25 protein-coding genes are annotated in these 26,359 nt (G+C 61.2%); 14 read left to right on the plus strand and 11 right to left on the minus strand.

Annotated elements, in window-relative coordinates:
- Nucleotides 1–90: 90 nt before the first annotated feature.
- From gyrA to serC, 4 genes are all read left to right on the plus strand, one after another.
- Nucleotides 91–2,709, plus strand: a complete 2,619-nt coding sequence (gene gyrA, locus V7714_RS00060) for a DNA gyrase subunit A (RefSeq protein WP_335387200.1) — start codon at nucleotides 91–93, stop codon at nucleotides 2,707–2,709.
- Nucleotides 2,710–2,753: 44 nt separating this feature from the next.
- The gene (locus V7714_RS00065) at nucleotides 2,754–3,275 is read left to right on the plus strand and encodes a PaaI family thioesterase (protein ID WP_284196900.1); all 522 of its coding nucleotides are present in this window, start codon (nucleotides 2,754–2,756) and stop codon (nucleotides 3,273–3,275) included.
- 2 nt (nucleotides 3,276–3,277) lie between these two features.
- Complete coding sequence (locus V7714_RS00070; RefSeq protein WP_335387201.1) at nucleotides 3,278–3,709, plus strand: PaaI family thioesterase; 432 nt, start codon at nucleotides 3,278–3,280, stop codon at nucleotides 3,707–3,709.
- 326 nt (nucleotides 3,710–4,035) lie between these two features.
- Nucleotides 4,036–5,124, plus strand: coding sequence for a 3-phosphoserine/phosphohydroxythreonine transaminase (gene serC / locus V7714_RS00075; RefSeq protein WP_335387202.1), 1,089 nt, complete (start codon nucleotides 4,036–4,038; stop codon nucleotides 5,122–5,124).
- Nucleotides 5,125–5,231: 107 nt separating this feature from the next.
- Here serC and V7714_RS00080 read toward each other — a convergent pair whose 3' ends face one another.
- Nucleotides 5,232–6,206: a GlxA family transcriptional regulator gene (locus V7714_RS00080; protein ID WP_335387203.1), complete on the minus strand. Its 975-nt coding sequence runs from the start codon at nucleotides 6,204–6,206 to the stop codon at nucleotides 5,232–5,234.
- Nucleotides 6,207–6,427: 221 nt separating this feature from the next.
- Between V7714_RS00080 and V7714_RS00085 the strand changes: the two genes are divergently transcribed.
- The 6 genes from V7714_RS00085 (at nucleotide 6,428) to V7714_RS00110 (ending at nucleotide 11,758) form a co-directional block, all read left to right on the plus strand.
- Nucleotides 6,428–7,630 carry an MFS transporter gene (locus tag V7714_RS00085; RefSeq protein ID WP_335387204.1) on the plus strand — a complete coding sequence of 401 codons (1,203 nt, stop codon included), beginning with the start codon at nucleotides 6,428–6,430 and terminating at the stop codon, nucleotides 7,628–7,630.
- A 245-nt stretch (nucleotides 7,631–7,875) separates the two neighbouring features.
- Nucleotides 7,876–8,949 carry a prephenate dehydratase gene (gene pheA, locus V7714_RS00090; RefSeq protein ID WP_335387205.1) on the plus strand — a complete coding sequence of 358 codons (1,074 nt, stop codon included), beginning with the start codon at nucleotides 7,876–7,878 and terminating at the stop codon, nucleotides 8,947–8,949.
- Between the two features lie 239 nt (nucleotides 8,950–9,188).
- Nucleotides 9,189–9,776, plus strand: a complete 588-nt coding sequence (locus V7714_RS00095; protein ID WP_335387206.1) for a TIGR00730 family Rossman fold protein — start codon at nucleotides 9,189–9,191, stop codon at nucleotides 9,774–9,776.
- Nucleotides 9,777–9,779: 3 nt separating this feature from the next.
- Nucleotides 9,780–10,358, plus strand: a complete 579-nt coding sequence (locus V7714_RS00100; RefSeq protein WP_335387207.1) for a nucleotidyltransferase family protein — start codon at nucleotides 9,780–9,782, stop codon at nucleotides 10,356–10,358.
- Between the two features lie 15 nt (nucleotides 10,359–10,373).
- Complete coding sequence (gene hisC / locus V7714_RS00105) at nucleotides 10,374–11,474, plus strand: histidinol-phosphate transaminase (RefSeq protein ID WP_335387208.1); 1,101 nt, start codon at nucleotides 10,374–10,376, stop codon at nucleotides 11,472–11,474.
- Nucleotides 11,475–11,500: 26 nt separating this feature from the next.
- On the plus strand, nucleotides 11,501–11,758 hold the full coding sequence (locus V7714_RS00110) for a hypothetical protein (protein WP_335387209.1): 258 nt from the start codon (nucleotides 11,501–11,503) through the stop codon (nucleotides 11,756–11,758).
- 75 nt (nucleotides 11,759–11,833) lie between these two features.
- On the opposite strand, the gene V7714_RS00115 is transcribed toward V7714_RS00110, so the two are convergent.
- The 5 genes from V7714_RS00115 to rimI all read right to left on the minus strand — a co-directional run bounded on the left by V7714_RS00115 (nucleotide 11,834) and on the right by rimI (nucleotide 17,891).
- On the minus strand, nucleotides 11,834–12,421 hold the full coding sequence (locus tag V7714_RS00115; RefSeq protein ID WP_335387210.1) for an Lcl C-terminal domain-containing protein: 588 nt from the start codon (nucleotides 12,419–12,421) through the stop codon (nucleotides 11,834–11,836).
- Between the two features lie 8 nt (nucleotides 12,422–12,429).
- Nucleotides 12,430–14,055 carry an ethylbenzene dehydrogenase-related protein gene (locus V7714_RS00120; protein ID WP_335387211.1) on the minus strand — a complete coding sequence of 542 codons (1,626 nt, stop codon included), beginning with the start codon at nucleotides 14,053–14,055 and terminating at the stop codon, nucleotides 12,430–12,432.
- 45 nt (nucleotides 14,056–14,100) lie between these two features.
- Nucleotides 14,101–15,942, minus strand: coding sequence for a DNRLRE domain-containing protein (locus tag V7714_RS00125; protein WP_335387212.1), 1,842 nt, complete (start codon nucleotides 15,940–15,942; stop codon nucleotides 14,101–14,103).
- A 621-nt stretch (nucleotides 15,943–16,563) separates the two neighbouring features.
- On the minus strand, nucleotides 16,564–17,424 hold the full coding sequence (locus V7714_RS00130) for a uracil-DNA glycosylase (protein ID WP_335387213.1): 861 nt from the start codon (nucleotides 17,422–17,424) through the stop codon (nucleotides 16,564–16,566).
- On the minus strand, nucleotides 17,421–17,891 hold the full coding sequence (rimI, locus tag V7714_RS00135) for a ribosomal protein S18-alanine N-acetyltransferase (protein ID WP_335387214.1): 471 nt from the start codon (nucleotides 17,889–17,891) through the stop codon (nucleotides 17,421–17,423). The genes V7714_RS00130 and rimI overlap by 4 nt, the downstream gene beginning before the upstream one ends.
- Before the next feature lie 101 nt (nucleotides 17,892–17,992).
- Between rimI and V7714_RS00140 the strand changes: the two genes are divergently transcribed.
- Nucleotides 17,993–18,328 carry a hypothetical protein gene (locus V7714_RS00140; protein ID WP_335387215.1) on the plus strand — a complete coding sequence of 112 codons (336 nt, stop codon included), beginning with the start codon at nucleotides 17,993–17,995 and terminating at the stop codon, nucleotides 18,326–18,328.
- Nucleotides 18,329–18,333: 5 nt separating this feature from the next.
- On the opposite strand, the gene tsaB is transcribed toward V7714_RS00140, so the two are convergent.
- Nucleotides 18,334–19,068, minus strand: a complete 735-nt coding sequence (tsaB, locus tag V7714_RS00145) for a tRNA (adenosine(37)-N6)-threonylcarbamoyltransferase complex dimerization subunit type 1 TsaB (RefSeq protein ID WP_335387216.1) — start codon at nucleotides 19,066–19,068, stop codon at nucleotides 18,334–18,336.
- A gap of 201 nt (nucleotides 19,069–19,269) precedes the next feature.
- On the opposite strand from tsaB, the gene V7714_RS00150 reads away from it, so the two are divergent.
- The 3 genes from V7714_RS00150 (at nucleotide 19,270) to V7714_RS00160 (ending at nucleotide 21,931) form a co-directional block, all read left to right on the plus strand.
- Nucleotides 19,270–20,130 carry a pirin family protein gene (locus tag V7714_RS00150; RefSeq protein WP_335387217.1) on the plus strand — a complete coding sequence of 287 codons (861 nt, stop codon included), beginning with the start codon at nucleotides 19,270–19,272 and terminating at the stop codon, nucleotides 20,128–20,130.
- A 50-nt stretch (nucleotides 20,131–20,180) separates the two neighbouring features.
- Entirely contained in the window at nucleotides 20,181–21,050 is an 870-nt protein-coding gene (locus V7714_RS00155; protein ID WP_335387218.1) for a pirin family protein, read from the plus strand.
- 155 nt (nucleotides 21,051–21,205) lie between these two features.
- Nucleotides 21,206–21,931, plus strand: a complete 726-nt coding sequence (locus tag V7714_RS00160) for a substrate-binding periplasmic protein (protein ID WP_335387219.1) — start codon at nucleotides 21,206–21,208, stop codon at nucleotides 21,929–21,931.
- 276 nt (nucleotides 21,932–22,207) lie between these two features.
- Here V7714_RS00160 and V7714_RS00165 read toward each other — a convergent pair whose 3' ends face one another.
- The 4 genes from V7714_RS00165 to rfaD all read right to left on the minus strand — a co-directional run bounded on the left by V7714_RS00165 (nucleotide 22,208) and on the right by rfaD (nucleotide 26,156).
- The gene (locus tag V7714_RS00165) at nucleotides 22,208–24,286 is read right to left on the minus strand and encodes a prolyl oligopeptidase family serine peptidase (protein WP_335387220.1); all 2,079 of its coding nucleotides are present in this window, start codon (nucleotides 24,284–24,286) and stop codon (nucleotides 22,208–22,210) included.
- 103 nt (nucleotides 24,287–24,389) lie between these two features.
- Nucleotides 24,390–24,728 carry a VanZ family protein gene (locus tag V7714_RS00170; protein WP_335387221.1) on the minus strand — a complete coding sequence of 113 codons (339 nt, stop codon included), beginning with the start codon at nucleotides 24,726–24,728 and terminating at the stop codon, nucleotides 24,390–24,392.
- Nucleotides 24,718–25,158, minus strand: a complete 441-nt coding sequence (gene recX / locus V7714_RS00175; protein ID WP_335387222.1) for a recombination regulator RecX — start codon at nucleotides 25,156–25,158, stop codon at nucleotides 24,718–24,720. Before recX ends, V7714_RS00170 begins: the two co-directional genes overlap by 11 nt.
- Entirely contained in the window at nucleotides 25,158–26,156 is a 999-nt protein-coding gene (gene rfaD, locus V7714_RS00180; protein WP_335387223.1) for an ADP-glyceromanno-heptose 6-epimerase, read from the minus strand. The genes recX and rfaD overlap by 1 nt, the downstream gene beginning before the upstream one ends.
- Nucleotides 26,157–26,359: the final 203 nt, after the last annotated feature.

The raw sequence follows: 26,359 nt of genomic DNA on the forward strand, positions 1-26,359 counted from the left end.
AGGAGAATATGACAATTGACGCCAAATTGGAGACGGATAGCTGCGCGTGGTAAAATTTTTGCTTAATTCGCCCGCCCTAGACGCCCAAAAATGACCGATTTGCAACAATTTGCCAAAGAAACCATCCCGGTAAGCCTCGAAGAGGAAATGCGTCGCTCCTATCTCGACTACGCCATGAGCGTCATCGTGGGGCGGGCGTTGCCTGATGTGAGGGATGGCCTCAAGCCCGTACACCGCCGCGTGCTGTTCGCCATGCAGGAGGCCAACAACGTCTGGAACCGGCCTTATGTGAAGTGCGCCCGTATCGTCGGTGACGTCATGGGTAAGTATCACCCGCACGGCGATACGGCCATCTACGACACCCTGGTGCGTATGGCCCAGGACTTCTCGTTGCGCTACACGCTGGTGGATGGCCAGGGTAACTTCGGCTCCATTGATGGCGATAACGCGGCAGCCATGCGTTACACCGAGTGCCGCATGGAGAAGATCTCGGTCGAACTGATGGCCGATATCGACAAGGAAACCGTCGACTTCGTCCCCAACTATGACGGCAAGGAGCTGGAGCCTTCGGTTCTGCCCACCCGTCTGCCCAATTTGCTGGTCAACGGCTCCACCGGTATCGCCGTGGGCATGGCCACCAATATCCCGCCCCATAACCTGGGCGAGGTGATCAATGGTGCGCTGGCGCTGCTGCATAACAGCGACATGAGCATAGACGAGCTGATCGATCTGATCCCGGCGCCGGATTTCCCCACCGCTGGCATTATTTACGGCATTGCCGGGGTGCGCGAAGGCTACCGCACCGGCCGTGGCCGTGTGGTGATGCGTGCCCGTACCCATATCGAGGAAGTCAGCCGCGACAAGCAGGCCATCATTGTCGATGAGCTGCCTTACCAGGTGAACAAGAAGACCCTGATCGAGAAGATTGCGGACCTGGTGCGCAATAAGCAGATCGAGGGGATTTCCGATCTGCGCGATGAGTCCGACAAGTCGGGCATGCGTATCTATATCGAACTCAAGCGCAACGAGATGCCCGAGGTGGTGCTGAACCATCTCTACAAGCAGACCGAGCTGCAATCGAGCTTTGGTATGAATATGGTGGCCTTGGTCGATGGCCAGCCGCGCTTGCTGAACCTGAAGCAGATACTGGAAGCCTTCCTGCGCCACCGCCGTGAAGTGGTAACCCGCCGTACCGTGTACGAGCTGAAGAAGGCCCGCGAGCGTGCACACACCCTGGAGGGCCTGGCTGTTGCGCTGTCCAATGTGGATGAGGTGATCGCGCTGATCAAGGCTGCCGCTACGCCGCCAGAGGCCAAGGTTGCGCTGATGAGCCGCGAGTGGCGCTCCACCCTGGTGGAAGAATTGCTCTCCCGCGTTGCCAGCGACGAGGCCAGGCCAGAATGGCTGTCGGCCGAGTTTGGCCTGAAGGCCAATGGCTATCGTCTGTCTGAGGCCCAGGCTCAGGCCATCCTGGACATGCGCCTGCAGCGCCTGACTGGGCTGGAGCAGGACAAGCTGGAAGCCGAATACCGCGAGATCATGGAAAAGATCGTCGACCTGCTCGATATCCTGGCCAAGTCCGAGCGGATTACCGACATCATTGCCAATGAGCTGAACGAGCTGAAGACCCAATTTGGTGACGGCCGCAAGTCCGAGATCGTGCCGTTTGGCGAGGATATCAGCCTGGAAGACCTGATCACACCGCAAGAAATGGTAGTGACCCTGTCGCATACAGGCTACATGAAGGCACAGCCGTTGGATGAATACCGCGCTCAGAAGCGCGGTGGCCGTGGCAAGCAGGCGACGGCGACCAAGGACGATGATTTCATCGACAACCTGTTCGTGGCCAATACCCACGACTATGTGCTCTGCTTCTCCTCGCTGGGACGGGTTTACTGGCTCAAGGTCTACGATGTGCCGCAAGGCGGCCGTGCCTCGCGCGGGCGCCCCATCGTCAACCTGCTGCCGCTGCAGGACGGTGAGAAGATCAATGCCATCCTGCCGGTAAAAGCCTTTACCGACGACCATTATGTGTTCATGGCGACCCAGTGCGGTACTGTGAAGAAGACGCCGTTGTCGGCCTTCTCCAACCCGCGCAAGCTGGGCATCATCGCGGTCAACCTTGATGAGGGTGACCAACTGGTTGGGGTGGCTATTACCTCGGGCAGTCATCAGGTCATGCTGTTCTCCGACGGCGGCAAGGCCGTGCGCTTCGACGAGGATGATGTACGCCCGATGGGCCGTGATACCCGTGGTGTGCGTGGCATGTCGCTGGCGGAGGATCAGAAGGTGATCTCGCTGCTGGTGGCCGATTCGGAAGACTGGCAAGTGCTGACCGCCAGCGACGGCGGCTATGGTAAGCGCACGGCGATTGCCGAGTTCCGCCATACCAGCCGTGGTACCCAGGGTGTGATCGCCATGGACCTGACCGAGAAAACCGGCTTCAAGCTGGTGGCCGCCAGCTTGGTTACCGAGACCGATGGCCTGATGCTGATCACCACCGGCGGCGTGCTGATACGCACCTCGGTGGCCGAAGTACGCGAGACTGGCCGCAGCGCCCAGGGTGTGCGCCTGATCAATCTGGACGAGGGTGAGAAGCTCTCGGGTATTGAAAAAGTAGTAGAAACAGAAGAAGAAGCCGAAGAAGAAGGCATGGAGGATCTGGGTACAGACGTGGGTGGCGAAACCGCTGCTGGCGACGAGGCCTGATCTTGTAATCGGGGTGCCGCGAGGGCGGGTGATGGCTATGCTTGATGCAAGGCCAGCCCGCCGTGCCCACCCTGTGGAGCTTTCTGATGCAAAACCTGCCCCTGCCGGTACTCAATCCGGCATTGTTCGAGGATGTGGCCAACTGGTTCTGCCAGATACCGCACTCGGCCACCATAGGCCTTGAATTCGTCATGGGCGAACGGGGCCATGCGACCTTGCGCGTACCCTACAACACTGCACTGGTGGGTAACCCGCGCTCGGGCGTATTGCACGGCGGGGTGATGACTTCGCTGATCGATACCACCAGTGCGCTGTCGGTGTTCTCCATGCTCAATGAGCGTGAGGCCATTGCCACCCTGGACCTGCGCATCGACTACCTGCGCGGCGCCACACCGGGCCAGCCGGTGTACTGCACGGCCGAATGCTACCGCTTGGGCCGGCAGATTGCCTTTACCCGGGCTACGGCCTACCAGGAAGGCAACGACCAGCCCATCGCCCACGGTGTGGCAACGTTTATGCGTGAATCCAGCCAGGCCCAACTGGGCAGCAAGAAGGAAGGGGCCTGACCATGGTGCAACTGGAAATCCTGCATGCCGCCAAGGAAAGCGGTAACTACGACAGCATCATCGACCAGATACCCTATGCCAAGCTGCTGGGTGTGGTGATGCGTGAAGAAAACGGCCAGCCCTTGTTTGAGCTGCCTTTCAGTGACCACAATATCGGCAATGTGCATCTGCCGGCGCTGCATGGCGGCGCTATAGGCGGCTTTATGGAAAATGCCGCACTGCTGCATCTGGTTTGGGCGCGCGAGTCGGCCGAAGTGCCACGTACCATTGATTTCTCGCTGGACTTCCTGCGCTCGGGCAAGGCCCAGAGCCTGTATGCCCGTTGCGATATCACCAAGCAGGGCAAGCGTGTTGCCAATGTGCGCATGACAGCCTGGCAGGAAGATGAAAACAAGCCAGTAGCGGTGGCGCGTGCGCATTTCCTGCTGTCTTGAAGCCTGTGATGAACCCGGTCGCTGCTGGCGGGGACGGACTGAGCCTGTGTCGGGGACGGCCTGGCGCTAGACATCAGCGTAGCCTGGCGTCCTTCCCCCCGTTGGCTTCTTGAGAGAACCTGGGCCGACGGGTGTGGGTTGGCTGGCAGGCCGGCACCCAGCAGGGTGATGCGCTGTATCTTTCAGGAAGGGCTGCTGCATGCTGCAGAGGCCTGGTGCTGCAACATGATGAGGCTGGCTCCTGGTTGTACACGATAGCTTGCCTCGCGGTTAAACTCGGCTGCCTTTGGGCAGTCTGAATATGGTCCCCACTTTCTGGAGCATTCATGTCCCCTGTCTTCAATTTCAGCGCCGGTCCTGCCGTTTTGCCACGTGAAGTCCTGCTAGAAGTGCAGGGAGAACTGCTCAACTGGCACGGTAGCGGCATGTCGGTGATGGAGATGAGCCATCGTGGCAAGGAATTCATGCAGATCGCGGCCGAGGCCGAGGAAGACCTGCGCGCTGTCATGGGTATCCCTGCCAACTACAAGGTGCTGTTCCTGCAAGGCGGGGCCACCACCCAGTTCGCCATGGTGCCGATGAATCTGATACGTGGTCACACCAGCATCGATTTTGTCGACACCGGCCATTGGTCCAAGCTGGCCATGAAGGAAGCACGCAAGTTCGGGGTGAGCACCCATGTGGTCGCCAGTGCCGAAGACCGTGGCTATTGCTACGTGCCGGCACAGGATAGCTGGCAGCGCGACCCGCAGGCCGCCTATCTGCACTACACCTCCAACGAGACCCTGGGTGGCGTGGAATTCCCCTTCATTCCTGATAGCGATGGCGTGCCGCTGGTCTGCGATATGTCGTCCAACTTCCTGTCGCGGCCGACAGATGTCAGCCGCTTCGGGCTGATCTATGGCGGCGCCCAGAAGAACATCGGCCCGGCCGGCCTGACCATCGTCATCGTGCGCGAAGATTTGCTTGGGCAGACCGTACCCGGTACCCCCACCATGTTTGATTACAAGATCCAGGCGGAGGGCGACTCGATGTATAACACGCCCCCCACCTTCGCCATCTATGTGGCGGGCCTGGTGTTCAAGTGGATGCAGCGCCAGGGCGGGCTCAAGGCCATAGAGCAGCGCAATATCGAAAAAGCAGCGCTACTGTATGAAACCATCGACACCTCGAATGGCTTCTACCACTGCCCGGTGGAAAAGACCTATCGCTCACGCATGAATGTGCCGTTCAAGCTGGCAGAAGAACGGCTGGATGAGGACTTCATCAAGGAGGCTCGTGCCCGCAACCTGCTGCAGCTCAAGGGCCACCGCTCGACCGGCGGTATGCGTGCCAGCATCTACAACGCCATGCCGCTGGAAGGCGTGAAAGCGCTGACGGCTTTCATGCAGGACTTTGCCCGGCATCACGGTTGAACGAACGTCAGTCTTCCCCAACAACAAAGCCGGCATTGCCGGCTTTGTTGTTGGAGGAGGTGGGGCGAGAGGATAGCGCTATGGAGTGCGAATCCTTGAACAAGCTATCAGGCGATGTTACGCATGAATCGCTCCCGATAAGCCTGTGGCGCAACACCAAACTGGCGCATGAAGGCTCGACGCAGGGCTTGTTCGTCGCCGAAGCCGCAGAGGGCCGCGATGGTCTTGATGGGCTGCGGGCCGGCTGCGAGTGCCTGGCTGGCGGCTTCCAGTCGCATGGCGGCGACGGCCTTGGCGGGGGAGAGGCCCACTTTTTCGCTGTAGTGGCGAGCGAAGCTGCGGGGGCTCATGCTGGCGCGGCGTGCCAGGCTGGGAACGCTCAGGTCGGCCTGCAGATTGGCCGCCATCCAGCCATGCAGATCGGCCAGCCGGCCATCCAGTGTCTGTATGCGCAGTGGCGTGCTGAACTGCGATTGCCCACCGGGACGCTTGAGGAATACCACCAGCCTTTGCGCCACCTGCATGGCGGCCTGATGGCCCAGGTCGGCCTCCAGCAAGGCCAGGGCCAGGTCTATGCCAGACGACACGCCGGCCGCTGTCCAGAACTTGCCATCCTGTACAAACAAGGCGTTCTCCTCCAGCTGTATGGTGGCATCCAGCTTGAGCAAGGCCTCGCCTGCCAGCCAATGGGTGGTTGCCCGGCGGCCAGAGAGCAAGCCGGTGGCGGCCAGTGTGAAGGCGCCGGTACAGGTGGAGCAGATGCGGCGTATCTGTGGGGCGTGCATGCTGATCCAGTCGACCATGGTTTGCGGGGCAAACGGGACAAAGCCTGCGCCGCCACCGGGCAAGATCAAGGTATCAATGTCGTCCAGCGGGATCTCGCTGATCGCAGTGGTATCCAGCCGCACCCCGGCCGAGGTGGTGATAAGGCCGCCTTTAAGCGAGGCAACGCTGATGTGGTAGGGCGGGGTGTCGGGATGGATGCGATTGGGTTGCGACAGGACTTCCAGCGGGCCGGTGATGTCGAGCAGATTCATCCTGTCGCACAGCAGGAAGAGTATGTGGCGGGGCGGGCGTGGCATGCTGACGACTCCCGAAGGACAAGGTGGGTTTCGCGGCGCTTAGTACTTTGAACGGGCGCTAACATCCTGCCGCATGCCAGCGTGGCATGAATGCCAATCTACCATCACTTTCTGCCAAACAGGTGGGCCGGGCTGCTGTGATGGTGTATTTGCGCTGTGCTGTCTCTTGGCGAGCCGGCGGCTTAGGCGCACATTGCAGCCATTCCAATGGGAGTCATACCATGTTCAATGGCACCGCCCGCCGGGTGCTGATCTGCGCCGGCATCATCGTCTCCCTCTCCATGGGCATACGCCATGGCTTTGGTTTCTTCCTGCAGCCCATCACCCAGGATTTTGGCTGGAACCGCGAGGTGTTTGCACTGGCGCTGGGTCTGCAGAACCTGGTATGGGGGGCGGCCCAACCCTTCACCGGCGCCCTGGCTGACCGCTACGGCGCGATGCGGGTGCTGGTGGTCGGCGCCTTGCTCTATGCCGCAGGGCTGGCCTTGATGACGGTATCGAGCAGCGGCTGGATGTTCTCTGGTTCTGCCGGTGTGCTGCTGGGGCTGGCTTTGTCGGGCTCGACCTATAGCATCGTCTTTGGGGTGATTGGTCGCGCCGTGCCCGAGTCGCAGCGCTCGCAAGCCATGGGCATCGCCTCGGCGGCAGGCAGTTTTGGCCAGTTCATGATGGTGCCGGTGGAGCAGCAACTGATCTCCGGCCTAGGCTGGATACCGACCCTGTTGATCCTGTCCGCCATGTCGCTGTTGATCATCCCAGCCGCCAGGGGCTTGAAGGAAGAGGCACCTGCGGCAGGGCATGGTACCGGGCAAAGCGTTTGGGCGGCCGCGCGGGAGGCTTTTCGCTATCCCAGCTTCCAGATGCTGATGGCAGGGTATTTTGTCTGTGGTTTCCAGGTGGTGTTCATCGGCGTGCATCTGCCGGCTTATCTGAAGGATTTTGGCCTGCCGGGCAGTGTGGCGGCGGTCGCCTTGGCCTTGATTGGCTTGTTCAATGTGTTTGGCACCTATACCGCCGGGCAGTTGGGCGCGCGTTTCAGTAAAAAGTATCTGCTGTCGATGATCTATCTTGCGCGGGCGGTGGCTATCTCGGTGTTCCTGCTGGCGCCGCTGACGGCCTGGAGCGTCTGGATATTTGCTGCCGTCATCGGTTTTCTGTGGCTCTCCACCGTGCCGCTGACCAATGGCGTGATTGCCACCATCTTTGGCGTCAAGCACCTGGGGATGCTGTCGGGCTTTGTCTTCTTCTCGCACCAGATAGGCAGCTTTCTTGGCGTGTGGCTGGGCGGCTGGCTGTATGACCACACAGGCTCCTACAACCTGGTCTGGTACATCTCTATCGGCCTGGGCATCGGTGCGGCCCTGATCAACTGGCCCATACGCGAGCAGGCCATAGGCCGGCCGACGGCCATGGCAGCTACATGAGACCCTGGATGCGCTGGTGCCTGGTGGTGGCCGTGCTGGCGGCGGTGTTTGCGGCCTATATCCGGCCCGAATCCCAGGTGGTGCTGGCCAATCTATGGGCCATGTGCGGTTTTTGAGCAGATGGCAGGGGCGAAGCACAGTAACGCCTTATAGGCCCAGCCGGCATAAAGCAGCACCGCCGAGGCATGCTATGCTCATCCGTCCCGCACCACCCTATGCTTGGTGCGCTTTCGCCAAGGTGCAGCATGTCTGATGAACAACTCAAATCCCACCGCGACGCCATCGATGCACTCGATACCCGCATTCTTGAACTGCTGAACGAGCGCGCCAGCCATGCCCGTGCCATAGGCGAGATCAAGGGCGGCGGGCTGGTCTACCGGCCCGAGCGTGAGGCGCAGGTGCTGTCGCGCATCAAAGCGACCAATCGGGGGCCGCTGCCGGATGAATCGGTCGCCAAGCTGTTCCGCGAAATCATGTCGGCCTGCCTCAGCATAGAGCGGCCGCTGACTATCGCCTATCTGGGCCCCGAGGGTACATTCAGCCAGTCTGCCGCCATCAAGCATTTTGGCCATGCTGCCGTTACCCAGGCCTGTGCCAGCATAGACGAAGCCTTCCGGGTGGTAGAGGCGCGTAGTGCCGACTACGTGGTGGCGCCGGTCGAGAATTCTACCGAGGGGGCGGTGGGCCGTACCCTGGATCTGATGGTGAATACCCCCTTGCAGGTCTGTGGTGAAGTGGTGCTACGCATCCACCACCACCTCTTGCGCAAGGACCCAAGCTTTGACGGCATACGCCGGGTTTATTCGCATGCCCAATCACTGGCCCAATGCCATGAGTGGCTGAACAAGAACCTGCCCGCCGAGGTGGAGCGCATCTCGGTGTCATCCAACGCCGAAGCCGCACGCCTGGCCAGCCTGGACGCCCAATGTGCTGCCATTGCCGGCGATGCTGCAGCGGAGAAGTTCGGCATGCTCAAACTGGCCGAGAATATCGAAGACGAGCCCAATAACACCACCCGATTCCTGGTGCTGGGTTACCACCATACGACGGCCAGTGGCCGCGACAAGACCAGCCTGGTGATGTCCGCCCAGAACAAGCCTGGCGCGGTCCACCAATTGCTGAGCCCCCTGGCCGAGCATGGCGTCTCCATGACCAAGTTCGAGTCGCGCCCGTCGCGTACCGGCTTGTGGGAATACGTCTTCTTTGTCGACATCGAAGGCCATACCGGTGAAGCACGGGTGCAGCAGACGCTGGATGCCTTGCGTGAACGTGCGGCCTTCGTGAAGGTGCTGGGCGCCTATCCGGTGGCGGTGCTCTGATAGCCAGCACAAGCGGCAGGGCTCGGCCGGCAGGCTAGTCGCTGGATTCTTCGCTCGCATAGACACAGGCCTCCCATGCGCTGCTGCGTTATGGGGCTGGTCAAGACGGCGCCACAACCGAGGCGGCCGGCTATGCCGCATTGCCGCTTGGCCTGTACGGCGGGTCTCGCGGATGCAGGTTTTCAAGGTGGCGGCAGATGCGCTCGCCACGCTTCCCCAATTAGACAGAGAGTCATGAAATGAAGTCGGTTTGCGTATTCTGTGGTTCATCGTTCGGCAAGCGGCCTGCCTATCGCGAGGCGGCCAGCCTGCTGGGGCAGACATTGGCCGAGCAGGCATTAACGCTGGTATGGGGTGGGGGAAGAGTCGGCTTGATGGGCACGGTTGCCGATGCCGTATTGGCTGCAGGCGGCGAGACGGTGGGGGTGATACCGGGGTTTATGGTGGCCAAGGAGCTGGCGCACCCGGATTCCACCGAGCTGATTGAAGTCGACAGCATGCACACCCGTAAGGCGCTGATGGCCGAGCGCTCTGATGGCTTTGTCGCCTTGCCCGGCGGTTTTGGTACGCTGGACGAGATGTTCGAGATACTGACCTGGGCGCAGTTGCATATCCACGGCAAGCCCGTGGGCCTGCTCAACGTGGCAGGCTACTTCGACCCGTTGCTGGCCTGGATACACCATGCCGAGCAGGAGGGCTTTATCAAGTCTGGCCACCTGGCCTTGTTCCATGTTGCAGACAACCCGGCCGAGCTGCTGGACAAGATGCGGCAGCATCAGGCACCCGAGGGTGACTGGGCGACCAAGGTGTCGCTGGCGCAAAGCTGAGCCATGCAGCCGGATCTGGCGGCCCGCCTGCTGGCCCTGGTTGCCGCTACCCCATGGCTGATGGCGGCCTTGCGTGCCGCACGTACGCTGGATCTGCCTGATTGGTGCCTGGCGGCTGGGGTGGTGCGCAATATGGTATGGGACGCGGCACATGGCCGCACGCCGCAACCCTGGCCTGAATCCGATGTGGACCTGGTTTACTTCGATGCATCGGTAACCGATGCAGCACATGATGCGGACTTGCAGGCACGGCTGACCGGACTGATGCCGTCGCTGGTGTGGGAGGTTAGCAACCAGGCGCAGGTGCATTCCTGGTTCGAGCCTTATTTTGGCTACCCGGCGGCACCCATCACCAGCCTGGTGGAGGGTATCGCGACCTGGCCGGAGACGGCGACGGCAGTCGGTGTCTGGCTCGATCACGCCGACCAGCTGCAGCTTGTCGCTCCCCTGGGGCTGGAGGATTTGTTCGGTCTGCTGGTGCGGCGCAACACGGCACATGTCAGTATCGAAACCTATCGCCAGCGTTTAGCCGACAAGCGTTATGCCGAGCGCTGGCCCATGCTCACCATCCTGCCCGAGTAGTCCACCGAGAGCCTTATGTCATCCAGCCCCTTCGCTCCCCAGCATATCCGTGACCTTGCGCCTTACCAGGGCGGCAAGCCCATTGCTGATCTGGCACGAGAACTGAACCTGGACCCGGCCGGCATCATCAAGCTGGCCTCCAACGAGAATCCGCAAGGCCTTAGCCCCAAGGCGCGCGAGGCCATGCTGTTGGCCATGGATAGCCTGACGCGCTACCCGGACGACAATGGCTATGCGCTCAAAGCCGCCATTGCCCGGCGTTTTGCCGTACAGCCGTCGCAGATTGTATTGGGCAACGGCTCCAACGATATCCTGGAACTCGCTGCTCGCACCTTCGTGACAGCGGCCGACACGGTAGTCTATTCACAGTATGCGTTCGCCTACTACAGCCTGGCGACCCAGGCCGCCGGTGCGAGAGGCCTGGCGGTTCGGGCCGTGGAGTATGGCCATGACCTGGGGGCCATGCTGGCGGCCATCCAGCCCGACACCAAGCTGGTGTTTATCGCCAATCCCAACAATCCCACAGGCACGCTGTGCCGGCCAGGCGATGTGTTGGAGTTTCTGGAAAACTGCCCATCGCATGTGCTGGTGGTGCTGGATGAGGCGTATGTCGAGTTTTTGCCGCCGGAGAAACGCAGCGATACCCTGGCGCTCTTGCAGCGTTTTCCGAATCTGCTGGTGTGCAGGACGCTCTCCAAGGCCTATGGCCTGGCAGGGTTGCGTATTGGCTTTGGTATCGCCAGCCCAGCCGTGGCTGAGCTGCTGAACCGGGTACGCCGGCCATTTAATGTCAATGCCCTCGCTCAAGCAGCGGCGCTCGCTGCACTGGACGACGCCGAATACCTGCGGGAGACCGTACGCATCAATACCGCTGGTATGCAACAGCTGACCGAGGCATTCATCCGGCTCGGCATTCCCTTTATACCCAGCCACGCCAACTTCATTACCTTCCATGTCGGCGACGGGGCTTTGTTGAACCAGTATATGCTGGAACACGGGGTCATCATTCGGCCGCTGACGAGCTATGGTATGAGAGACAGCCTGCGTGTTTCCATCGGCCTGCCTGAGGAGAACGCGCGTTTTATTGCCGTGCTGGAAGCGGCGCTGGGGGGCTGAGCCCTGCTGGCGCAGGAGACTGGCAGATGGTTTTTGCGCTTTGTTTCGATACCAATACCCTGCATTGCTTTATGAGTGAGCGCTTGGCAGCCGACTATTGCCGGCAGCATGGCGGTGACTGGCAGTTGTGCGATGAGCAGGGCAGGGCGGTGTATCCGCCGGGTTTTGCCCCAAGGGTGCAGATGGGTTTGCTGGCAGCGCACCTATGGCTGGCGGAGGCCCATGATGCCGAGGGCGTGCTGCCGCTTGATCCATCCTCTACCGGCTGGCTGGGGCAGAGTTAGGGGGGCCTTCAGCCGCTGTACCGCGGTGGTGTGTGGCTTGGTCGAGGGTGCAACAGCGGCCCCGGGCTTGGTGGGCTATCGCTGGGGGCCTGCCACGAGGCGTATCCGTGCCGCTGCCGATGTTGGCAACCATAGGCTCTGGCCGCTGCCGAAATGCACCAGCCTGGCCTCGTATTCGTTGCGCGCATTCCGCCGCAAGTCGGCGCTCCAGTAGGGGAAGCGACCGGTATGCGGGAAGAAGCCGGTAGCGATGCGTGGATTGCCGATAAAGCCGGTATCGAACTGCAATCCCTGCAGTTCTGCTGTGCTGGGCAGCCGCCAGTCGCTGCGCTGGCACCAGCCTTCACGCCTGGCCTGGGCTATCAGATCGCTGCTGTCGCAGGGGATGACCTGCAGCCTGGTATTGATGCAACTGCCGGACTTGGACTTACCGGTGCCGCTGGCGGCATCGAACCAGGAGTAGGTGGCAGCGTCCAGGTGGGTGCCTTCGTTGTCGCTCTTGTTCTCCCATACCAGGCCTGTCTGCCTGTCCACAATACAGGCCCAGGGGCCGAGATGGGGAGGCAGTGCCGCGCCTTGGTCTGTCAGTTTCTGGTAGCGGGATTCGTCGGCGGCTGCGGCGGTGCAGGCCAGCCAGGCCAGGAGCGGGAGCAGGCGTTGCATGGTGGGCCTCAATCGAAGCGCAGCCGCAAGGGCCGCAGGTGGTAGCTATGGCGGATCTGGGCGTGGTCGAACACGGCTACCCACAGGTAGAGGCCGTCCACCAGATCAAGATCGAAAGCCGAGGCGGATTGGATGCCCCGGGCGGCTTCCAGGGTCCACCGGCCCTGCTGCCACTGCGCGGCGGCCTGTACGTCGCCCCTGTCGCCTTCGAAGACGGTCTTCCACAGTACCGAAGGCATCACGGTGCCTACAGGGTAGTGATCGTCCTTGTTGTCGTAGGGGATGGACTCATACCAGGACATACCCCAGTACACGCCGGGGTCATCTGCCTTGGCCTCTTGGAAGCGGTCCAACAGGGCGGGATCGCGCGGCAGGCGCTTGGGGCGGATGTTGCCTTCGCCCGGCCAGGCCCAGTTCTCGGTATAGCCGCCGGCCTGCAGCGGGTCGGATTTATAGCCGGCGGTGTAGCGCGTATCGCCGGGGACTACCGGGTAGGGCGAGCCGAAATGGCTGTCATCCAGTTGGTTGAAGCCATGGGTGCGGACGGCCTTCCAATGCCATACATCGATCAGGCCGCCACGTTGGGCTGCGTGATAGCCCCTGCCCGTAGCATGGGGTGGCGCCTGGTGTACCGGTTGCTGGCCCAATTGCATGCTGCCGCTGCCTGCAGCGGCGGCATCCCTGGCAAACATGATGGCCAGCTTGTCTTCGTAGTACAGGGTTTCATCGTGCTGGTTCAGGCCGCGCTGCTTGATCTGCCAGCCAGTGGACGTCTTGATCAAGGGCAGGTGTTGCAGGCTGGGGGTGGGGTCGGGCCAGCTGAATCGGAAGTACATGACTTCTCCCTGCCTGAGCGCCTGCACTGTCACTGGTATGGCGGCCTGTTCGCGGCCTACGCCCAGTGTGTCGACGGTGCGGGCGGCTGCATGTTGCCAAGCGGCTTCGGTGCTGGCGCCATCCACGGTGATGGTCTCGGACAAGGCGATACTGCTGACGGGCAGTACGGTAGTCGTGGCCTGCTGCCAAATGGGACGCATTAGCCAGGTGGCGGTGCTGATGCCCAGTGCCGCCAGCAGTGTGACGATGCAGGCCTGCCATGTCAGCCGTGGCAGGACGATGGCACGTAGCTGGTTCCAGGGCGTCCAGCCGGCCTGCATGACCATATGCAGGATGAAGCAGGCCAGCAAGGTGAAGGCCAGCCAGCGGTGTGCCCACAGCAACCAGCCACCCGCCGCTGCGCTGCCCGCCAGATAGATTGCCAGCCCCAGCAGCAGCAAGGCCAGCAGCAGCCAGCGCAGGGCCTGGATCAATCCACGGTTGTAGGGTGCCATCCGGCCCGCAGCGCTGTAGGGGCGAGCGGCGCGGTTCAGCCACAGGTGGGTGCCATAGGCACAGGCCAATGCCAGCCAGGCACAAGCGAGTAGCAGGTGCAGGCCATAGACATCACCTTGCGGCAACCAATGGGCGACACCCGGGAACAGGTCGTCCAGGCGGCTGCTGATATGGATGCGTAGGCCGCTGGCCAGGCTGGCCAGCAGCAAGGGCAGGGCCAGCCAGTGCAGGATGACGATGCGGGTAAGGGGTTTGTGCAGGGGCATGGCGGTGAAGGAGAAAGGCCCGCAATGCGTCGGCATTGCGGGCCGCTAGGTCGAATAGTGCGTTGCCGCTAGGCTAGGGGTTTAGCGCAGTGTGGGTACGGTGAAGTTCAGCAAAAGCTGCGCGCCATTGCCACTTTCACGCGAACTGAAATCTACCCCATTGCTGCTACCGCCACTGGACAGGACCACACCGTGGTTGACCATGCTGCCATTGAGCCAGCCTTGCACCATGGCCACGCCAGCCGCATTGAGGGTGATGCTGGCGCTGCCATTGCTGGAGGGCACCACGCTGCCTATCAGCGTACCGCCCGAGGTCTGGGCATAGCTTGCGGCAGTTTCGCTCCAGCTGCTGTTCATGGCATGGAGGTTGTAGCTACCACTGGATGGATCGACCACATTGAGCTTGATCGAGGCGCTTTGCACCGTTGCGCCGGCGGGGACGCTGGTTAGCCCCCAGCCCAGCAGGGCGCGCAACTGCTTGCCTGCATCGTCGCCATCGGCCAGCACGGTGTTGCCATTTTGCAGGGTGCCGCTGCTGGCGACGGTGACGTCGCGGGTGGCGCTCAGGCTGATGGTTTGGCCGGGCACACTGGTGCTCTCGTTCAGCTCGGTCAGGTTGTTGGCGGCACGCTTGAGGCTGAATACATTGCCGACGGCGGCTGAGTCCCACAGGCTCCAGCCGCTGGGCAGGGCCAGCGGGTCGGCATCGCGGCTTGCTTTGCTCAGCGTGCTGGTATTCGGTTCGCTGGATAGGTACACCGTACGGATATCGATATTGCTTGTCGTTGCCTGTATCACGTTCAGGTGGGCAAAGCTGCCCTGGTCGACTATCCAGGGTGAGCTGCGGTCTGCCGTCCGCACCGGTGCACCCCAAGCGCCCTCGCCGATGTAGACAGTGCCGGCGCTGACCTCTTGGTAATCGCTGCCGTTGGGCCTTACTGGCTTGGTGTACTTGGCGATATGGGTGTCGGACTCATTGACCAGATTCATGCGGTAGTCGTAGAAGACCTGTGCCCAATCCAGTGCGATCTGGTGCACTGCTGGCTTGGACGAGCTGCGCGGGAACATGGGCTTGTGGTATTGGGCCAAGCGCCATTGGGCGCTCGAGCCATTGGCCGGCAGGTCGCCGTTCAGCCAGTTGCGCTGGGCAGTACGATCATTGGCCTGGGCGGAGCCGAACTCGGTATTGAGGGTGTAGATACGCAGCAGATTGCCGACATTGAGTGCGTAATAGCTGTCGCGCAGCGAGCAGCTGCCGTTGCGATCGGCATCCACGCCAAACACCGAACACATGAAGTTCATGTCCGATGCTTCGTGGTTGCCCACTGTGGGGATGAGCGGATAGGCTTGCTTGTAAGCCACGCCGTTGATGGTGGTCGGGGTGTAGGTCAGCAGCCAGTCGGTGAGCCAGGTATCCATCTCACTGGCGCTATGGTTATCGGTGTAGTCGCCACTGAACATGACAAAGTGAGGCCGGACCTTCTGTACCAGCCGGTTGCCCTGCTGACGCTGGCTGCGGTTGGTGCGCGAATCGCCGCCCGCGATGAAGGTGAGTCCTTGCGGGGCGCTGGGGGCCGTGCGGAAGAAGTAGGGCTCGGTGCAGCCGGTGCTATCGCAGGCGCGGAAGTAGTACTCGGTATTGGCGCTCAGGCCGGTGAGCCGGACAAAGTAGTTGTCCAGGCTGCTCTTGAAGGTACGCTTGATGGCCGTGCCGCTGTTTTGCCAGCTGCTTTCCGTGGTACTGCTACCGTACTTGACGTATTGGCCGCTGGAGGCGGCAGAGCCACTGCGCGAGAAGCCGATGATGGCTTCGCTGCTTGGGTTGGCTTCCCACACGACACGCACATTCTTGACGGCTGCTTCTGCCTGGCTGGCCAGTGCGAGTCCAAGGCACAGCCAGCCGATTCTCCTATACACCTTCATTTCCGCCTCCTTTATGGGTTTTGATGCTGTCTTCAGACTGAAGGGGACTGCCATCCACTGCGCTTGCGTCTTGATACGGCGCGGCTAGGGGTATCTCTCGCTAGCGAGCCGGCCGACAGGGTGTCGCAGTTGTGCGTGCGCCTTGTCTGGCCTTGGCAAATCGGTTTGCTGGCAAGTCCACTGAGGTCGCTGGAATGTAGTAGGGAAATATGACGAATAAAAGTCGGCGCTGCCAAAGTGGGGCGTAGGCGCCGATTTGTTGTACCGCTGACGCATATCCGTGGGCCGGTCTGGTGCTCATTGATATGCCTGGCGGTGGTACTGGGCTGCGCTTACCGGCATTCACGGACTGGGCGTCGCGGACTGCGTGTCCCTGACCGGGCGTCGCGGACTGCGCGTCCCGGATTGAACAATGGTTTCGATCGGGTATCGTTCGGCGCCGTGTGCGGATCGCCGGCGCCTGCCCCTGCTTGGCACAATCAATGCCAGAAGGGCTTTCAGGCGGCGCTTGGCGACGCCTCATGCTGACTTGGCGTCAACACCAATCATGGGCTTAGGGTCATGCCTGGCTCGTACAGCTGGGCTAGCCATTACCGCTACGCTGGGTTTTGTTAGCAGCGCTTAGTCTTTGTGCTTTTCCAGCGTCTTGTTGGCCATCAACAGATCCTGCCAGGCTTTGTACTTGTCGGGCATATTGCGCAGCAGATAGGCTGGGTGATAGCTCACTACCACTGGGGTGCCGCGGTAGTCATGCAGCTTGCCGCGCAGGCTGGCAATGCTGGCCTCGCGGCCCAGCAAGGTCTGCACAGCGAAGCGTCCGACGGCAAAGATGACCTTGGGCTTGATCAGTTCAACCTGGCGGTGCAGGAAGGGTGCACACAGGGCCAGTTCGTCCGGGTGGGGATTGCGGTTCTGCGGGGGACGGCACTTGAGCGTGTTGAGGATAAACACATTCTCCTGGCGCGAGCGATCCACGCTGGCCAGCATGGCATCCAGCAACTTGCCCGCCTGGCCCACAAAGGGCTCGCCTTGGCGGTCTTCCTCGGCGCCGGGCGCTTCGCCCACGACCAGCCAGTCGGCATCGGGCTTGCCAACGCCAAACACGGTCTTGCTGCGGCTCTTGCATAGGCTGCAGGCAGTACAGGCCGCCACTTCGGCTTGTAGCGCTGGCCAGTCCAGCTGCGCGATGGCCAGTGCCCGATGGTCCGGGCTGGTTACAAGGGCGGCGGGTTGCGCTGCCGGCACTTCGGCCGGCTTCTCGGCGGGCATGACCTGGGCCATGCGCGATGGCCGACCCCCTGCCGCCTGAGTTGGCGCTGCTACGGTTTCCATTGCGGCATCGATAGCAGCACTAGGCGGGGGGGCGGTGATAACAGGCGTGAGCTCGACGGGGGCAGGGTCGGCAGTCAGCAGTTCGCGCCGTACCCAGCAGGGGGCCAGGCCCAGCTCTTCCAGTATCAGTTCTCGCCTGCCGTCGCTCATCGTCCGCCTTCATCCAGTATCAGCGCCATCAAGACCGCATCCTCCCGCCCTTCGGCGGCACGGTAGTAGCCCTTGCGCAGGCCATTTTCCACGAAGCCCAGCCTGCGGTACAGCGAGCGTGCTGCTGAGTTGCTCTTGCGCACTTCCAGTATCATCACGGCCGCGCCTTCCTCTCTGCCTTGCTCTGCCACCGTTTCGACCAGTTGTCGGGCAATGCCACGGCGCTGGCAATCCTGGCGTACACCCAAGGTAAGCAGTGACAGCTCGTCCAGCACTTGGCTGGTGACGGCAAAGCCGATCACCTCGCCGGCCTGTTCGGCTATCCAGCCACGGTGTCCCTCGGCGTAGGACTGGATGAACTGTAGGGCGGTCCAGGGGAAAGCCTGCAGCGCTGCCTCAATGGCGGCCATGGCGGGCAGATCGGCTTCTGTCAGGGGGCGGATAAGCGGTGGCGTAGCGGAATTCACGGGATATTCGTTAAAAGTAACAGGGTTTTCGCTGAAAATACGCTCTCGGCATACGGCTTGGTGCGCATAATTTCAGCAAATCATTGTGGACGGCCAAGGCCATGACTAATAGTGCTGAAGGTATTGCTGTCGTTGTCAATCTGGACTACCTCACCTTGCCTTATGACGTCTGCCGCATGCTCTGGGTGGTGGTCGAACGGGCCATGGTGGAGGCGGGTTTTGTCCTTGATGGCCGGGTGTTCCTGGCCCAGAACGACTCCACGGCGGCAGAGCGTGCCCGGGCGGTAATGAAGTCGCTGGAGCCGACGTTTGAATCGCTAGGGGTATCGCAGTTCGATGCCGTCCGTGAATTCTACTGCTACGATCTGGCCGCCCGGATAGACCTGAATATGATAGACACCGCTGAAGTGGTGGAGTTGATAGAAACCCTGGCCTGAGCTACTCAGACCTTCTTCTCCCGCTCACTGGTCTTGAGTGCTACCTTGTCGCGGATGTAAAGCAGCTCCAGTTGCTCGGCCCGGGTGGCGCGGCCAGCAGCGAACTCCCGTTGCGCCAGCTTGAGTACGCCGCGTGCATGTGGAAAGCGCGTGCTTTCCACGCCTGCCAATTGCGCACCATATTGCCGGGCCAATGCCTCGCCCTGTACTGCAAAACCACTGCCTACACCCTGCCAGCTGCCATCGGGCAACGCGGGCAAGGCCTGTGGGCCGCAGACCGTGGTTGCCACACTTTCCACCCAGTCATCGCCCTGCCGGGTAAAGCCGGCCAGGTAAAGCTCGCCCATGCGGGCATCCAGTACGGCCAATGTCTGCGCGCTATCGGTATCCGCTGCCAGCGCAGCCAGGGTATTGACCCCAACGGTGGGGATATCCAACCCGAATGCCAGGCCCTGGACGATGCCGCAACCTATGCGCAAGCCGGTAAACGAGCCAGGGCCGATGGACAAGGCCAGGCCGTCCAGTTGGCTGAAGCTGGCGCCCGCGTCTGCCAGCAACGCCTGCATCATGGGCAGCGTCAGCTCGGCATGGCGCTGCTGGGCATGCCAGTCGCGCGCCAGTACCTCGCCCTTGTACAAAAGGCAAAGCGACAGGTATTCGGTTGAGGTGTCTAGCGTGAGCAGGTTCATGGTTAGTCTGGCCGAGAGCAGGGGGCGAATTCTAACATGGGGCCTATTCATGCCCATGCTGCTCTGCGAGGACATTGCTCGCACTCTCCGGGAACACTGGCTGCTATCGGTGGCGATGGGCCTATAGGGATAATTGATCAAAAATATTGATGCATATGCCCTATTTTTTCCGCTTTCTACCCGTGATGTCTTGGTAAAGAATGGCATACACAAGATCGGTAAACGATCAGAATTCCTGAAAGGATTATCACCATGTCTACTACTGTCTTCGCTCCGCGTGAAATCGAACGCATCGTCAATGGCATGCCAACATCGGATGGCGCAGGAGTAAAGCTGCTGCGTGTGCTGACTCAGGATCTGCAGCAACGGCTGGACCCCTTTCTGATGTTGGACTACTTCCATAGCGACGACCCGCAGGATTACCTGGCTGGTTTTCCTGATCACCCCCATCGTGGCTTCGAGACCGTGACCTATATGCTGAATGGCCGCATGCGTCACCGTGACAATGCGGGCAACGAAGGGCTGTTGACGGCGGGCGGCGTGCAATGGATGACAGCGGGCCGAGGTATCGTGCACTCGGAACTGCCGGAGCAGGAGGCGGGCCTGATGCAAGGCTTCCAGCTTTGGGTGAACCTGCCTGGCAAGCATAAGCTCACAACACCGGGTTACCGTGATATACCGGCTGGCGAAATACCGGTGCTGCTGACGGAGCAGGGTGTCACCGTCAAGGTGATCGCAGGGCAGAGCGGGGAAGTGGCCGGTGCGGTGCAGAAGGACGATACCGAACCGCTCTACCTGGACCTGCATCTGCCTGCCCATGCCGAGTTCAAACAGGCCCTGCCTGCTGGCTTCAATGGCTTTGTCTATGTTTACGAAGGCACCGCCTTGCTGGGTGGCCGTGCCCAGGCCGTGCAGGCCAGGCAAATGGGCGTGCTGGAAACCCGTGCCGAGCGCGATGGGGTACGGATCAAGGGCGGCGAGGCTGGCGCCAAGCTGTTGCTGATAGCCGGCAAGCCCTTGCGTGAACCCATTGCGCAATGGGGCCCGTTTGTCATGAATACGCGTGAGGAAGTCATGCAGGCAGTCGAAGACTTCCGTGCCGGTGCATTTTGAATTCACGCCCTGCTGCCTTGGCAGGGCGTTCCGCTTACCGAGGAAATAGCATGTCCAGCATCCAATACCTGCTCAAGCCGCATGAGCGCGACCTTGGCGGTTTCAGCGTAAAGCGGCTGTTGCCGTCCTTGCCCAAGCAGGCGGTGGGGCCTTTCATCTTCTTTGACCATATGGGGCCATCTGCACAGGCGCCAGGTGAGGGCATGGATGTGCGCCCTCATCCGCATATCGGCCTGGCGACAGTGACCTATCTGTATGAGGGAGAGATACTGCACCGCGATAGCCTGGGCAGCGTGCAGGTGATACGGCCAGGGGATGTGAACTGGATGACTGCGGGAAGTGGTGTGGTGCATTCGGAGCGCACCCCACCCGAGGCCCGCGCCCAGGGCCAGACGCTGCACGGTTTGCAGACCTGGTTTGCCCTACCCAGAGAGCATGAGGATACGGCTCCCGGTTTTTGGCACCACCCGGCGGCGACGCTGCCTCTGCTGGAGGAGCCGGGCCTGAGCCTGCGGGTGATACTGGGGACGGCCTATGGCCAGACTTCGCCCGTGCATACCTATGGTGATACCTTGTACGTGGCAGGAGAGTTGGCCGCTGGGGCGAGTTTTGAGATACCGCCCGAGCATGCCGAGCGAGGTGTCTATCTGGCCAGTGGGAGCCTGGAGATCGATGGGGTTGCCATCCAGCCAGGGCAATTGGCTGTGCTGGTGCCGGAGGTGACGGTCAGCGTCAGGGCCACGAGTGATACGCGTTTGCTGGTATTGGGTGGCGAGCCGCTGGATGGCCCACGTTATATCTGGTGGAACTTCGTGGCGTCGAGCCGGGAGCGGATCGAGGCCGCCAAGCAACGCTGGCAGGCTGGCGAGTTTCCACAGGTGCCTGGCGAGACCGAGCGCATTCCCTTGCCGGAAAAATAAGCAAGCGGGGCGGTGTCAGCCTGTGTGCCTGCACAGTGGCGCCGGGTGTCTCTCACTACGCTGGATGGGCTGTGAGGCCTTTGAACAGGCTCTTAGACAAGCGGTGGGTTTATACAGGCTATAGTGTCATCAGATTGTTGCCTGGAGGCATGGACATGTCGCTTGCCCACCTTGGTCTGCTTGGTCTGTTGTTGCTGGCGATGCCTGCCTTGGCGGCCCCCTGGGTGGTTGCCAGCGACGAGGCTTTCCCGCCTTATGCCTACCTGGATACGAAAACACGGCAGCCGGCCGGCATGGATACCGAGATTGTGCGGGCTGTGCTGGAAGCCGCCAGCCAGCCTTATCAAATCCAGTTGTACCCGTGGGAACGGGTCAAGAAGATGCTGGATTTCAAGCAGGTAGACATGGCCTACCAGTTTGTTGGCACGCCGGAGCGTATGGAAAAGTATCGGCTGGTTGGCCCCATACGGAATGGGGTGACGGTGCTGATGACGCGTAGAGATGGTCCGGCTGATTACCAGACGCTGGAGGATCTATCGCCTTACATCGTGGGGACGGTGTTGGGGTTCTCCTACACCGAGACCTTCGACAAGGCGGCGCTCAAGAAGGATGCGGGCGCGACCAGCCCACTGCAATTGGTACAGAAGCTGATAGCCCGACGGGTGGATGTGATCATAGGCGACAAGGCACAGCTGCTCTACTTGGCGCGCGAATTGGGTGCGGAGAAGGATTTACGGATACTTGGGCAGCCCCTGGCCGAAGTGCCACGCTATGTCGGCTTCCCCAAGGACGAGGCGATCAAGGCGCAACGCTTTGCCGATGGACTGGAAAAGATACGCCGCGACGGCACCTTGGACAAGATTCTAAGCAAATGGCAGTAGGCCAGACCGGCAGGGTAGGCATGCACAGCCGCGCTGGTCCAGCAACTGCCGGTGCTTCGTCGGTCAGTTGTCTTCTGGGTTGCCAACCCATTGCGGGATATCGGCAGCACATAGTCGCCATGCCATGCCTGTGAAGGTATGCGCACCTGATTATTTGCCATTGTCACGTCGGGTTTGCCGCCTCGATCTGCTGGTATGCATGATTGCGAGGGGCAGGAACAAAAAAAGCCGACCTGCATAAACAGGTCGGCTTTTTGTTACGGATTGGGACAAGGCTTACTGCAGTGTCTTCCACAGGAAGCTGTATTCCAGTGCAGTCATGTCGGCTTTCTGCTTGTTATCAGCCGCGCCTGCATGGCCACCTTCCATGTTCTCGTAGTACCAGACTGACTTGACACCCATCTCCTGGAACTTGGCCATCATCTTGCGGGCGTGGCCAGGGTGGACGCGGTCATCGCGGGTCGAGGTGGTGAAGAGGATATTGGGGTAGCGGCTACCCTTCTTGATGTTGTGGTAAGGCGAATACTTGCGGATATAGGCCCATTCGGCGGGGATATCCGGGTTGCCGTATTCACCCATCCACGAGGCACCGGCCAGCAGCTGATTGAAGCGCTTCATGTCCAGCAGCGGTACCTGGCAGACCACGGCGCCGAACAGGTCGGGCCGCTGGGTCATCATCACGCCCATCAGCAAGCCACCGTTGCTGCCCCCCATGATGCCGAGCTTGGCAGGCTTGGTGATCTTGCGCTTGACCAGGTCCTCGCCCACGGCGATGAAATCGTCATAGGATTTCTGGCGCTTGGACTTGAGTGCGGCCTGATGCCAGCGCGGGCCGAATTCGCCACCGCCACGGATGTTGGCCACTACGTAGACGCCACCCTTCTCCAGCCATGCCTTGCCCACACCGGCCGAATACCAGGGCGTCATGCTCTGCTCGAATCCGCCATAGCCGTAGAGCAGGGTGGGGTTGCTGCCATCCAGCTTGAGATTTTTGGCCTTGACGATGAAGTAAGGCACCTTGGTGCCATCCTTGGAGGTGGCTTCGTTCTGGGCGATCTCGAAGCCGCTGGCATCGAAGAAGGCGGGGCGCTGCTTCAGCATCTCGCGCTTGTCGCTACCGGCCGTGCCCAGATAGAGCGAGTCCGGGGTCAGGAAGTCCACATGGGTGAGGAAGTAATCATCCGACTCATCGGCATCCACCCCGGTGACGCCCAGGCTACCAAAGGCCGGTGCATCCACCTTGCGGCTGACCCACTTGCCGTTTTCGAAGCGCCATTCGTCGATACGACCCTTGACGTTGTCCAGCACGGTGACCAGCACATGGTTACGGGTCATGGTCATGCCGTCCATGGCTGTGGTGGGCGTGGGGGTAAACAGGGGCGTGAAATCACGCTTGCCAGCCTGGAAGGCGGCAAAATCCACGGCCAGTAGGCTGCCGGACGGCCAGGTCTTGTCGCCAAGCTGCCACGGCTCGCGCAGGCTGATCAGCATTTGTGGACCGAAGAAGCTGATGGTGGCGCCAGCCGGCTTGGCAATCGGGGTGAGCTTGTCGCCCTCGCGCAGGAAATCCTCGCTGGTGTAGAAGGTCACGCCACGGCTGATGATTTCGCGGCGGAAACCGGGCTGCTCGCTGACATAGGCCGATACGGAGATATCGGCCTTCTGGCCTTCGAATACGGTCTTGGCGGCCGCCAAGGGGGTGCCGCGCTGCCACAGCTTGACCACGCGTGGGTAGCCGGAGTCGGTCAGCGAACCGGCACCAAAGTCGGTAGCGATAAACAAGGCATCCTTGCCTTGCCAGCTGATATCCATCTTGGCTTCGGGCAGGGTGTAGCCGTCCTTGACGAAAGACTTGCTGGCGAGGTCGAACTCACGGGATACCACCGCATCTGCGCCGCCGCGTGACAGGGCCAGCATGCAGCGGTCGTAGGCGGGCTGGCGACAATTACTGCCCTTGAATACCCAGTTCTCGTTCTCGGACTTGGCCAGGCTGTCGAGGTCCAGCACGGTTTCCCATTCCGGCTCGGCGGTGCGATAGCTGGCCAGGGTGGTGCGGCGCCATACACCGCGTGGGTGCTCGGCATCGCGCCAGAAGTTGTAGTAGTAAGCCCCCATTTTGTTGATATAGGGGATACGTGCCTTGGAGTTCAGGATATCCAGCACTTGGCCACGCAGGGCCTCGAAGCCCGGTTGTTGCTCCAGCATGGCGCGGCTTACGGCGTTCTGGGCCTTGACCCAGGCCAGCGATTTTTCGCCGGCTACGTCTTCCAGCCATTGATGGGGGTCGGCGGGCTTGCCTGCCAGGGTGACGGTACTGGTGCCCAGCAGGGCCAGCGATAACAGCAACTTTTTCATGGTGCTCCTCGTGAGAGACGGTGCGCTGATGGATGATTCGACGCGCGGCAGCATAAGCATCTGCGCTCGGCAGGGCGAGTTTTCTGCGATGGGCTGTTGTATTTCAGGACGGACGGGGAAGCAGGCGTCGTACCGCCAGCGCGATGCCGACACCAAGCAGGGCGCCCAGTGCATTGGCCAGCATGTCGAGCGGGTCGAAGCTGCGATAGGGGGTCATGGCCTGCAGGCATTCGATCAGCACACCGTAGGTGCTGCAGGCCAGCAGGATGCGGCCGTAGCGCGCCGGGAAGCACCCGGCCCACCAAGCGGCAAGCACACCATAGCCCAGTAGGTGCATGAGCTTGTCGCCCTGTGCCACCTCAGGCATGGGCGGGCCGGGCATGAGTGAGCCGACCGCCAGCGCCAAGCCCAGCAACAGCCCCACGACAACCTCAGTCTTCATCCAACCCACCCAGTACCTTGCGTATGGTGTCGTAAGCAAAGCCACGCGCCTGCATGAAGCGGGCTTGCCGTGCACGCTCTGCGGGGTCGGCGGGCATCTCGCGAAACTTCTTGCGCCAGACTTCGCGAGCCCGGCTCAGTTCGTCGTCTTCAGCAGGTAATTGCGCCAGCGCATCGGCGATCAGGGCGTCGGCCACGCCACGCTCACGCAACTCGTTCTGCAGGCGGTAGCGGCCAAAGCGGGCGGCATTGGCATCGACATAGGCGATGGCGAAGCGGGCGTCGGATTGCCAGTTGCGCTCCACCAGCTCGTCTAGCAGGGCGTCGAGTTCCTCGCGCGCCACATCGGTGCCGCCGAGCTTGCGGCGTAGCTCGGTGCGGGAGTGCTCGCGCTGCGACAGCAGTTTGAGCGCCTTGCCACGCAGATCCATCAAGCCTTGCGCCCGTAAAGCCAGTCGATATAGCGACCTACGCCCTCGTCGACAGTCAGGAAGGGATGTTCGTAACCTGTGTCACGCAGACGGGCGATATCGGCTTCGGTAAAGCTCTGGTACTTGCCGACCAAGGCATCGGGGAAGGGGATGTACTCGATGATGCCCTGCGCCACCAGCTCGTCCAGGGACAGAGCCGGCTTGCCATCATGGCGGCGACAGGCGTTGACATTGGCGGCGGCCAGCTCGTTGAAGCTCTGTGCCCGCCCCGTGCCCAGGTTGAATATGCCCGACTGCTTGGGGTGATCCAGGAAGTGCAGGTTGACCCGTACCACGTCCTCTACCGAGACGAAATCGCGCTTCTGTTCGCCATTGTCGTAACCGTCGCATCCCGCAAACAACTTGACCTTGCCATGCTCCCGATACTGATGGAAATGGTGGTAGGCGACCGAGGCCATGCGGCCCTTGTGATTTTCACGGGGGCCATAGACGTTGAAGTAACGCAGCCCCACCACCTGGGCGCTCAGGTCATCCCAGCGACGGCGGACGATCTGGTCGAACAGGAACTTGGAATAGCCGTAGACGTTGAGCGGTGCCTCGAATTCACGCTCTTCGCGAAAAACCGAACCACCGCCGTACACGGATGCGCTGGAGGCGTAGATGAAGGGGATTTCCTCGATCTGGCAGTAATCAAGCAAGGCCAGCGAATACTGGTAATTGTTGTCCAGCATATAGCGACCGTCCTGCTCCATGGTGTCGGAACAGGCACCCTGATGCAGCACGGCGTCGATTTCGCCGTCGAAGTCACCGGCATCCAGTTGCTCGATGAAATCATCCTTGTCGATGTAGTGCGCAATCTCGCAATCGACCAGGTTCTTGAACTTGTCGCCCTGCTTGAGATCGTCCACCGCGATGATCTCGCTGATGCCGCGCTCATTGAGTGCCTTGACGAGGTTGGAGCCGATAAAGCCGGCGGCGCCGGTGACGACGATAAACATAGGGTGGTCCGAGTAAGGTGGGGCGGGTATAGGGCGCACGCGGCATGGCCAGATGATCAGGCGGATAGCCCAGCCTGGGCACCGGCGGCCATGAGACGCCTAGCATGAGCTGATTTTAGCCTTGTTTACGGCAACTGGCTGCCCACGGTCGCTAAATCCACACTCTCGTGCAGCGTGGTTCCCCATTGGCGGGCTGGGCGCGG

Source organism: Chitinimonas sp. JJ19, from assembly GCF_036961565.1.
Classification (GTDB): Bacteria; Pseudomonadota; Gammaproteobacteria; order Burkholderiales; family Chitinimonadaceae; genus Chitinimonas.

Excerpts from the sequence above, each read along its gene's own strand:
- gyrA (WP_335387200.1), top strand. The coding sequence starts at position 91 with ATGACCGATTTGCAACAATTTGCCAAAGAAACCATCCCGGTAAGCCTC.
- V7714_RS00065 (WP_284196900.1), top strand. The coding sequence starts at position 2,754 with ATGCAAGGCCAGCCCGCCGTGCCCACCCTGTGGAGCTTTCTGATGCAA.
- V7714_RS00070 (WP_335387201.1), top strand. The coding sequence starts at position 3,278 with ATGGTGCAACTGGAAATCCTGCATGCCGCCAAGGAAAGCGGTAACTAC.
- serC (WP_335387202.1), top strand. The coding sequence starts at position 4,036 with ATGTCCCCTGTCTTCAATTTCAGCGCCGGTCCTGCCGTTTTGCCACGT.
- V7714_RS00080 (WP_335387203.1), bottom strand. The coding sequence starts at position 6,206 with ATGCCACGCCCGCCCCGCCACATACTCTTCCTGCTGTGCGACAGGATG.
- V7714_RS00085 (WP_335387204.1), top strand. The coding sequence starts at position 6,428 with ATGTTCAATGGCACCGCCCGCCGGGTGCTGATCTGCGCCGGCATCATC.
- pheA (WP_335387205.1), top strand. The coding sequence starts at position 7,876 with ATGTCTGATGAACAACTCAAATCCCACCGCGACGCCATCGATGCACTC.
- V7714_RS00095 (WP_335387206.1), top strand. The coding sequence starts at position 9,189 with ATGAAGTCGGTTTGCGTATTCTGTGGTTCATCGTTCGGCAAGCGGCCT.
- V7714_RS00100 (WP_335387207.1), top strand. The coding sequence starts at position 9,780 with ATGCAGCCGGATCTGGCGGCCCGCCTGCTGGCCCTGGTTGCCGCTACC.
- hisC (WP_335387208.1), top strand. The coding sequence starts at position 10,374 with ATGTCATCCAGCCCCTTCGCTCCCCAGCATATCCGTGACCTTGCGCCT.
- V7714_RS00110 (WP_335387209.1), top strand. The coding sequence starts at position 11,501 with ATGGTTTTTGCGCTTTGTTTCGATACCAATACCCTGCATTGCTTTATG.
- V7714_RS00115 (WP_335387210.1), bottom strand. The coding sequence starts at position 12,421 with ATGCAACGCCTGCTCCCGCTCCTGGCCTGGCTGGCCTGCACCGCCGCA.
- V7714_RS00120 (WP_335387211.1), bottom strand. The coding sequence starts at position 14,055 with ATGCCGACGCATTGCGGGCCTTTCTCCTTCACCGCCATGCCCCTGCAC.
- V7714_RS00125 (WP_335387212.1), bottom strand. The coding sequence starts at position 15,942 with ATGAAGGTGTATAGGAGAATCGGCTGGCTGTGCCTTGGACTCGCACTG.
- V7714_RS00130 (WP_335387213.1), bottom strand. The coding sequence starts at position 17,424 with ATGAGCGACGGCAGGCGAGAACTGATACTGGAAGAGCTGGGCCTGGCC.
- V7714_RS00140 (WP_335387215.1), top strand. The coding sequence starts at position 17,993 with ATGACTAATAGTGCTGAAGGTATTGCTGTCGTTGTCAATCTGGACTAC.
- tsaB (WP_335387216.1), bottom strand. The coding sequence starts at position 19,068 with ATGAATAGGCCCCATGTTAGAATTCGCCCCCTGCTCTCGGCCAGACTA.
- V7714_RS00150 (WP_335387217.1), top strand. The coding sequence starts at position 19,270 with ATGTCTACTACTGTCTTCGCTCCGCGTGAAATCGAACGCATCGTCAAT.
- V7714_RS00155 (WP_335387218.1), top strand. The coding sequence starts at position 20,181 with ATGTCCAGCATCCAATACCTGCTCAAGCCGCATGAGCGCGACCTTGGC.
- V7714_RS00160 (WP_335387219.1), top strand. The coding sequence starts at position 21,206 with ATGTCGCTTGCCCACCTTGGTCTGCTTGGTCTGTTGTTGCTGGCGATG.
- V7714_RS00165 (WP_335387220.1), bottom strand. The coding sequence starts at position 24,286 with ATGAAAAAGTTGCTGTTATCGCTGGCCCTGCTGGGCACCAGTACCGTC.
- V7714_RS00170 (WP_335387221.1), bottom strand. The coding sequence starts at position 24,728 with ATGAAGACTGAGGTTGTCGTGGGGCTGTTGCTGGGCTTGGCGCTGGCG.
- recX (WP_335387222.1), bottom strand. The coding sequence starts at position 25,158 with ATGGATCTGCGTGGCAAGGCGCTCAAACTGCTGTCGCAGCGCGAGCAC.
- rfaD (WP_335387223.1), bottom strand. The coding sequence starts at position 26,156 with ATGTTTATCGTCGTCACCGGCGCCGCCGGCTTTATCGGCTCCAACCTC.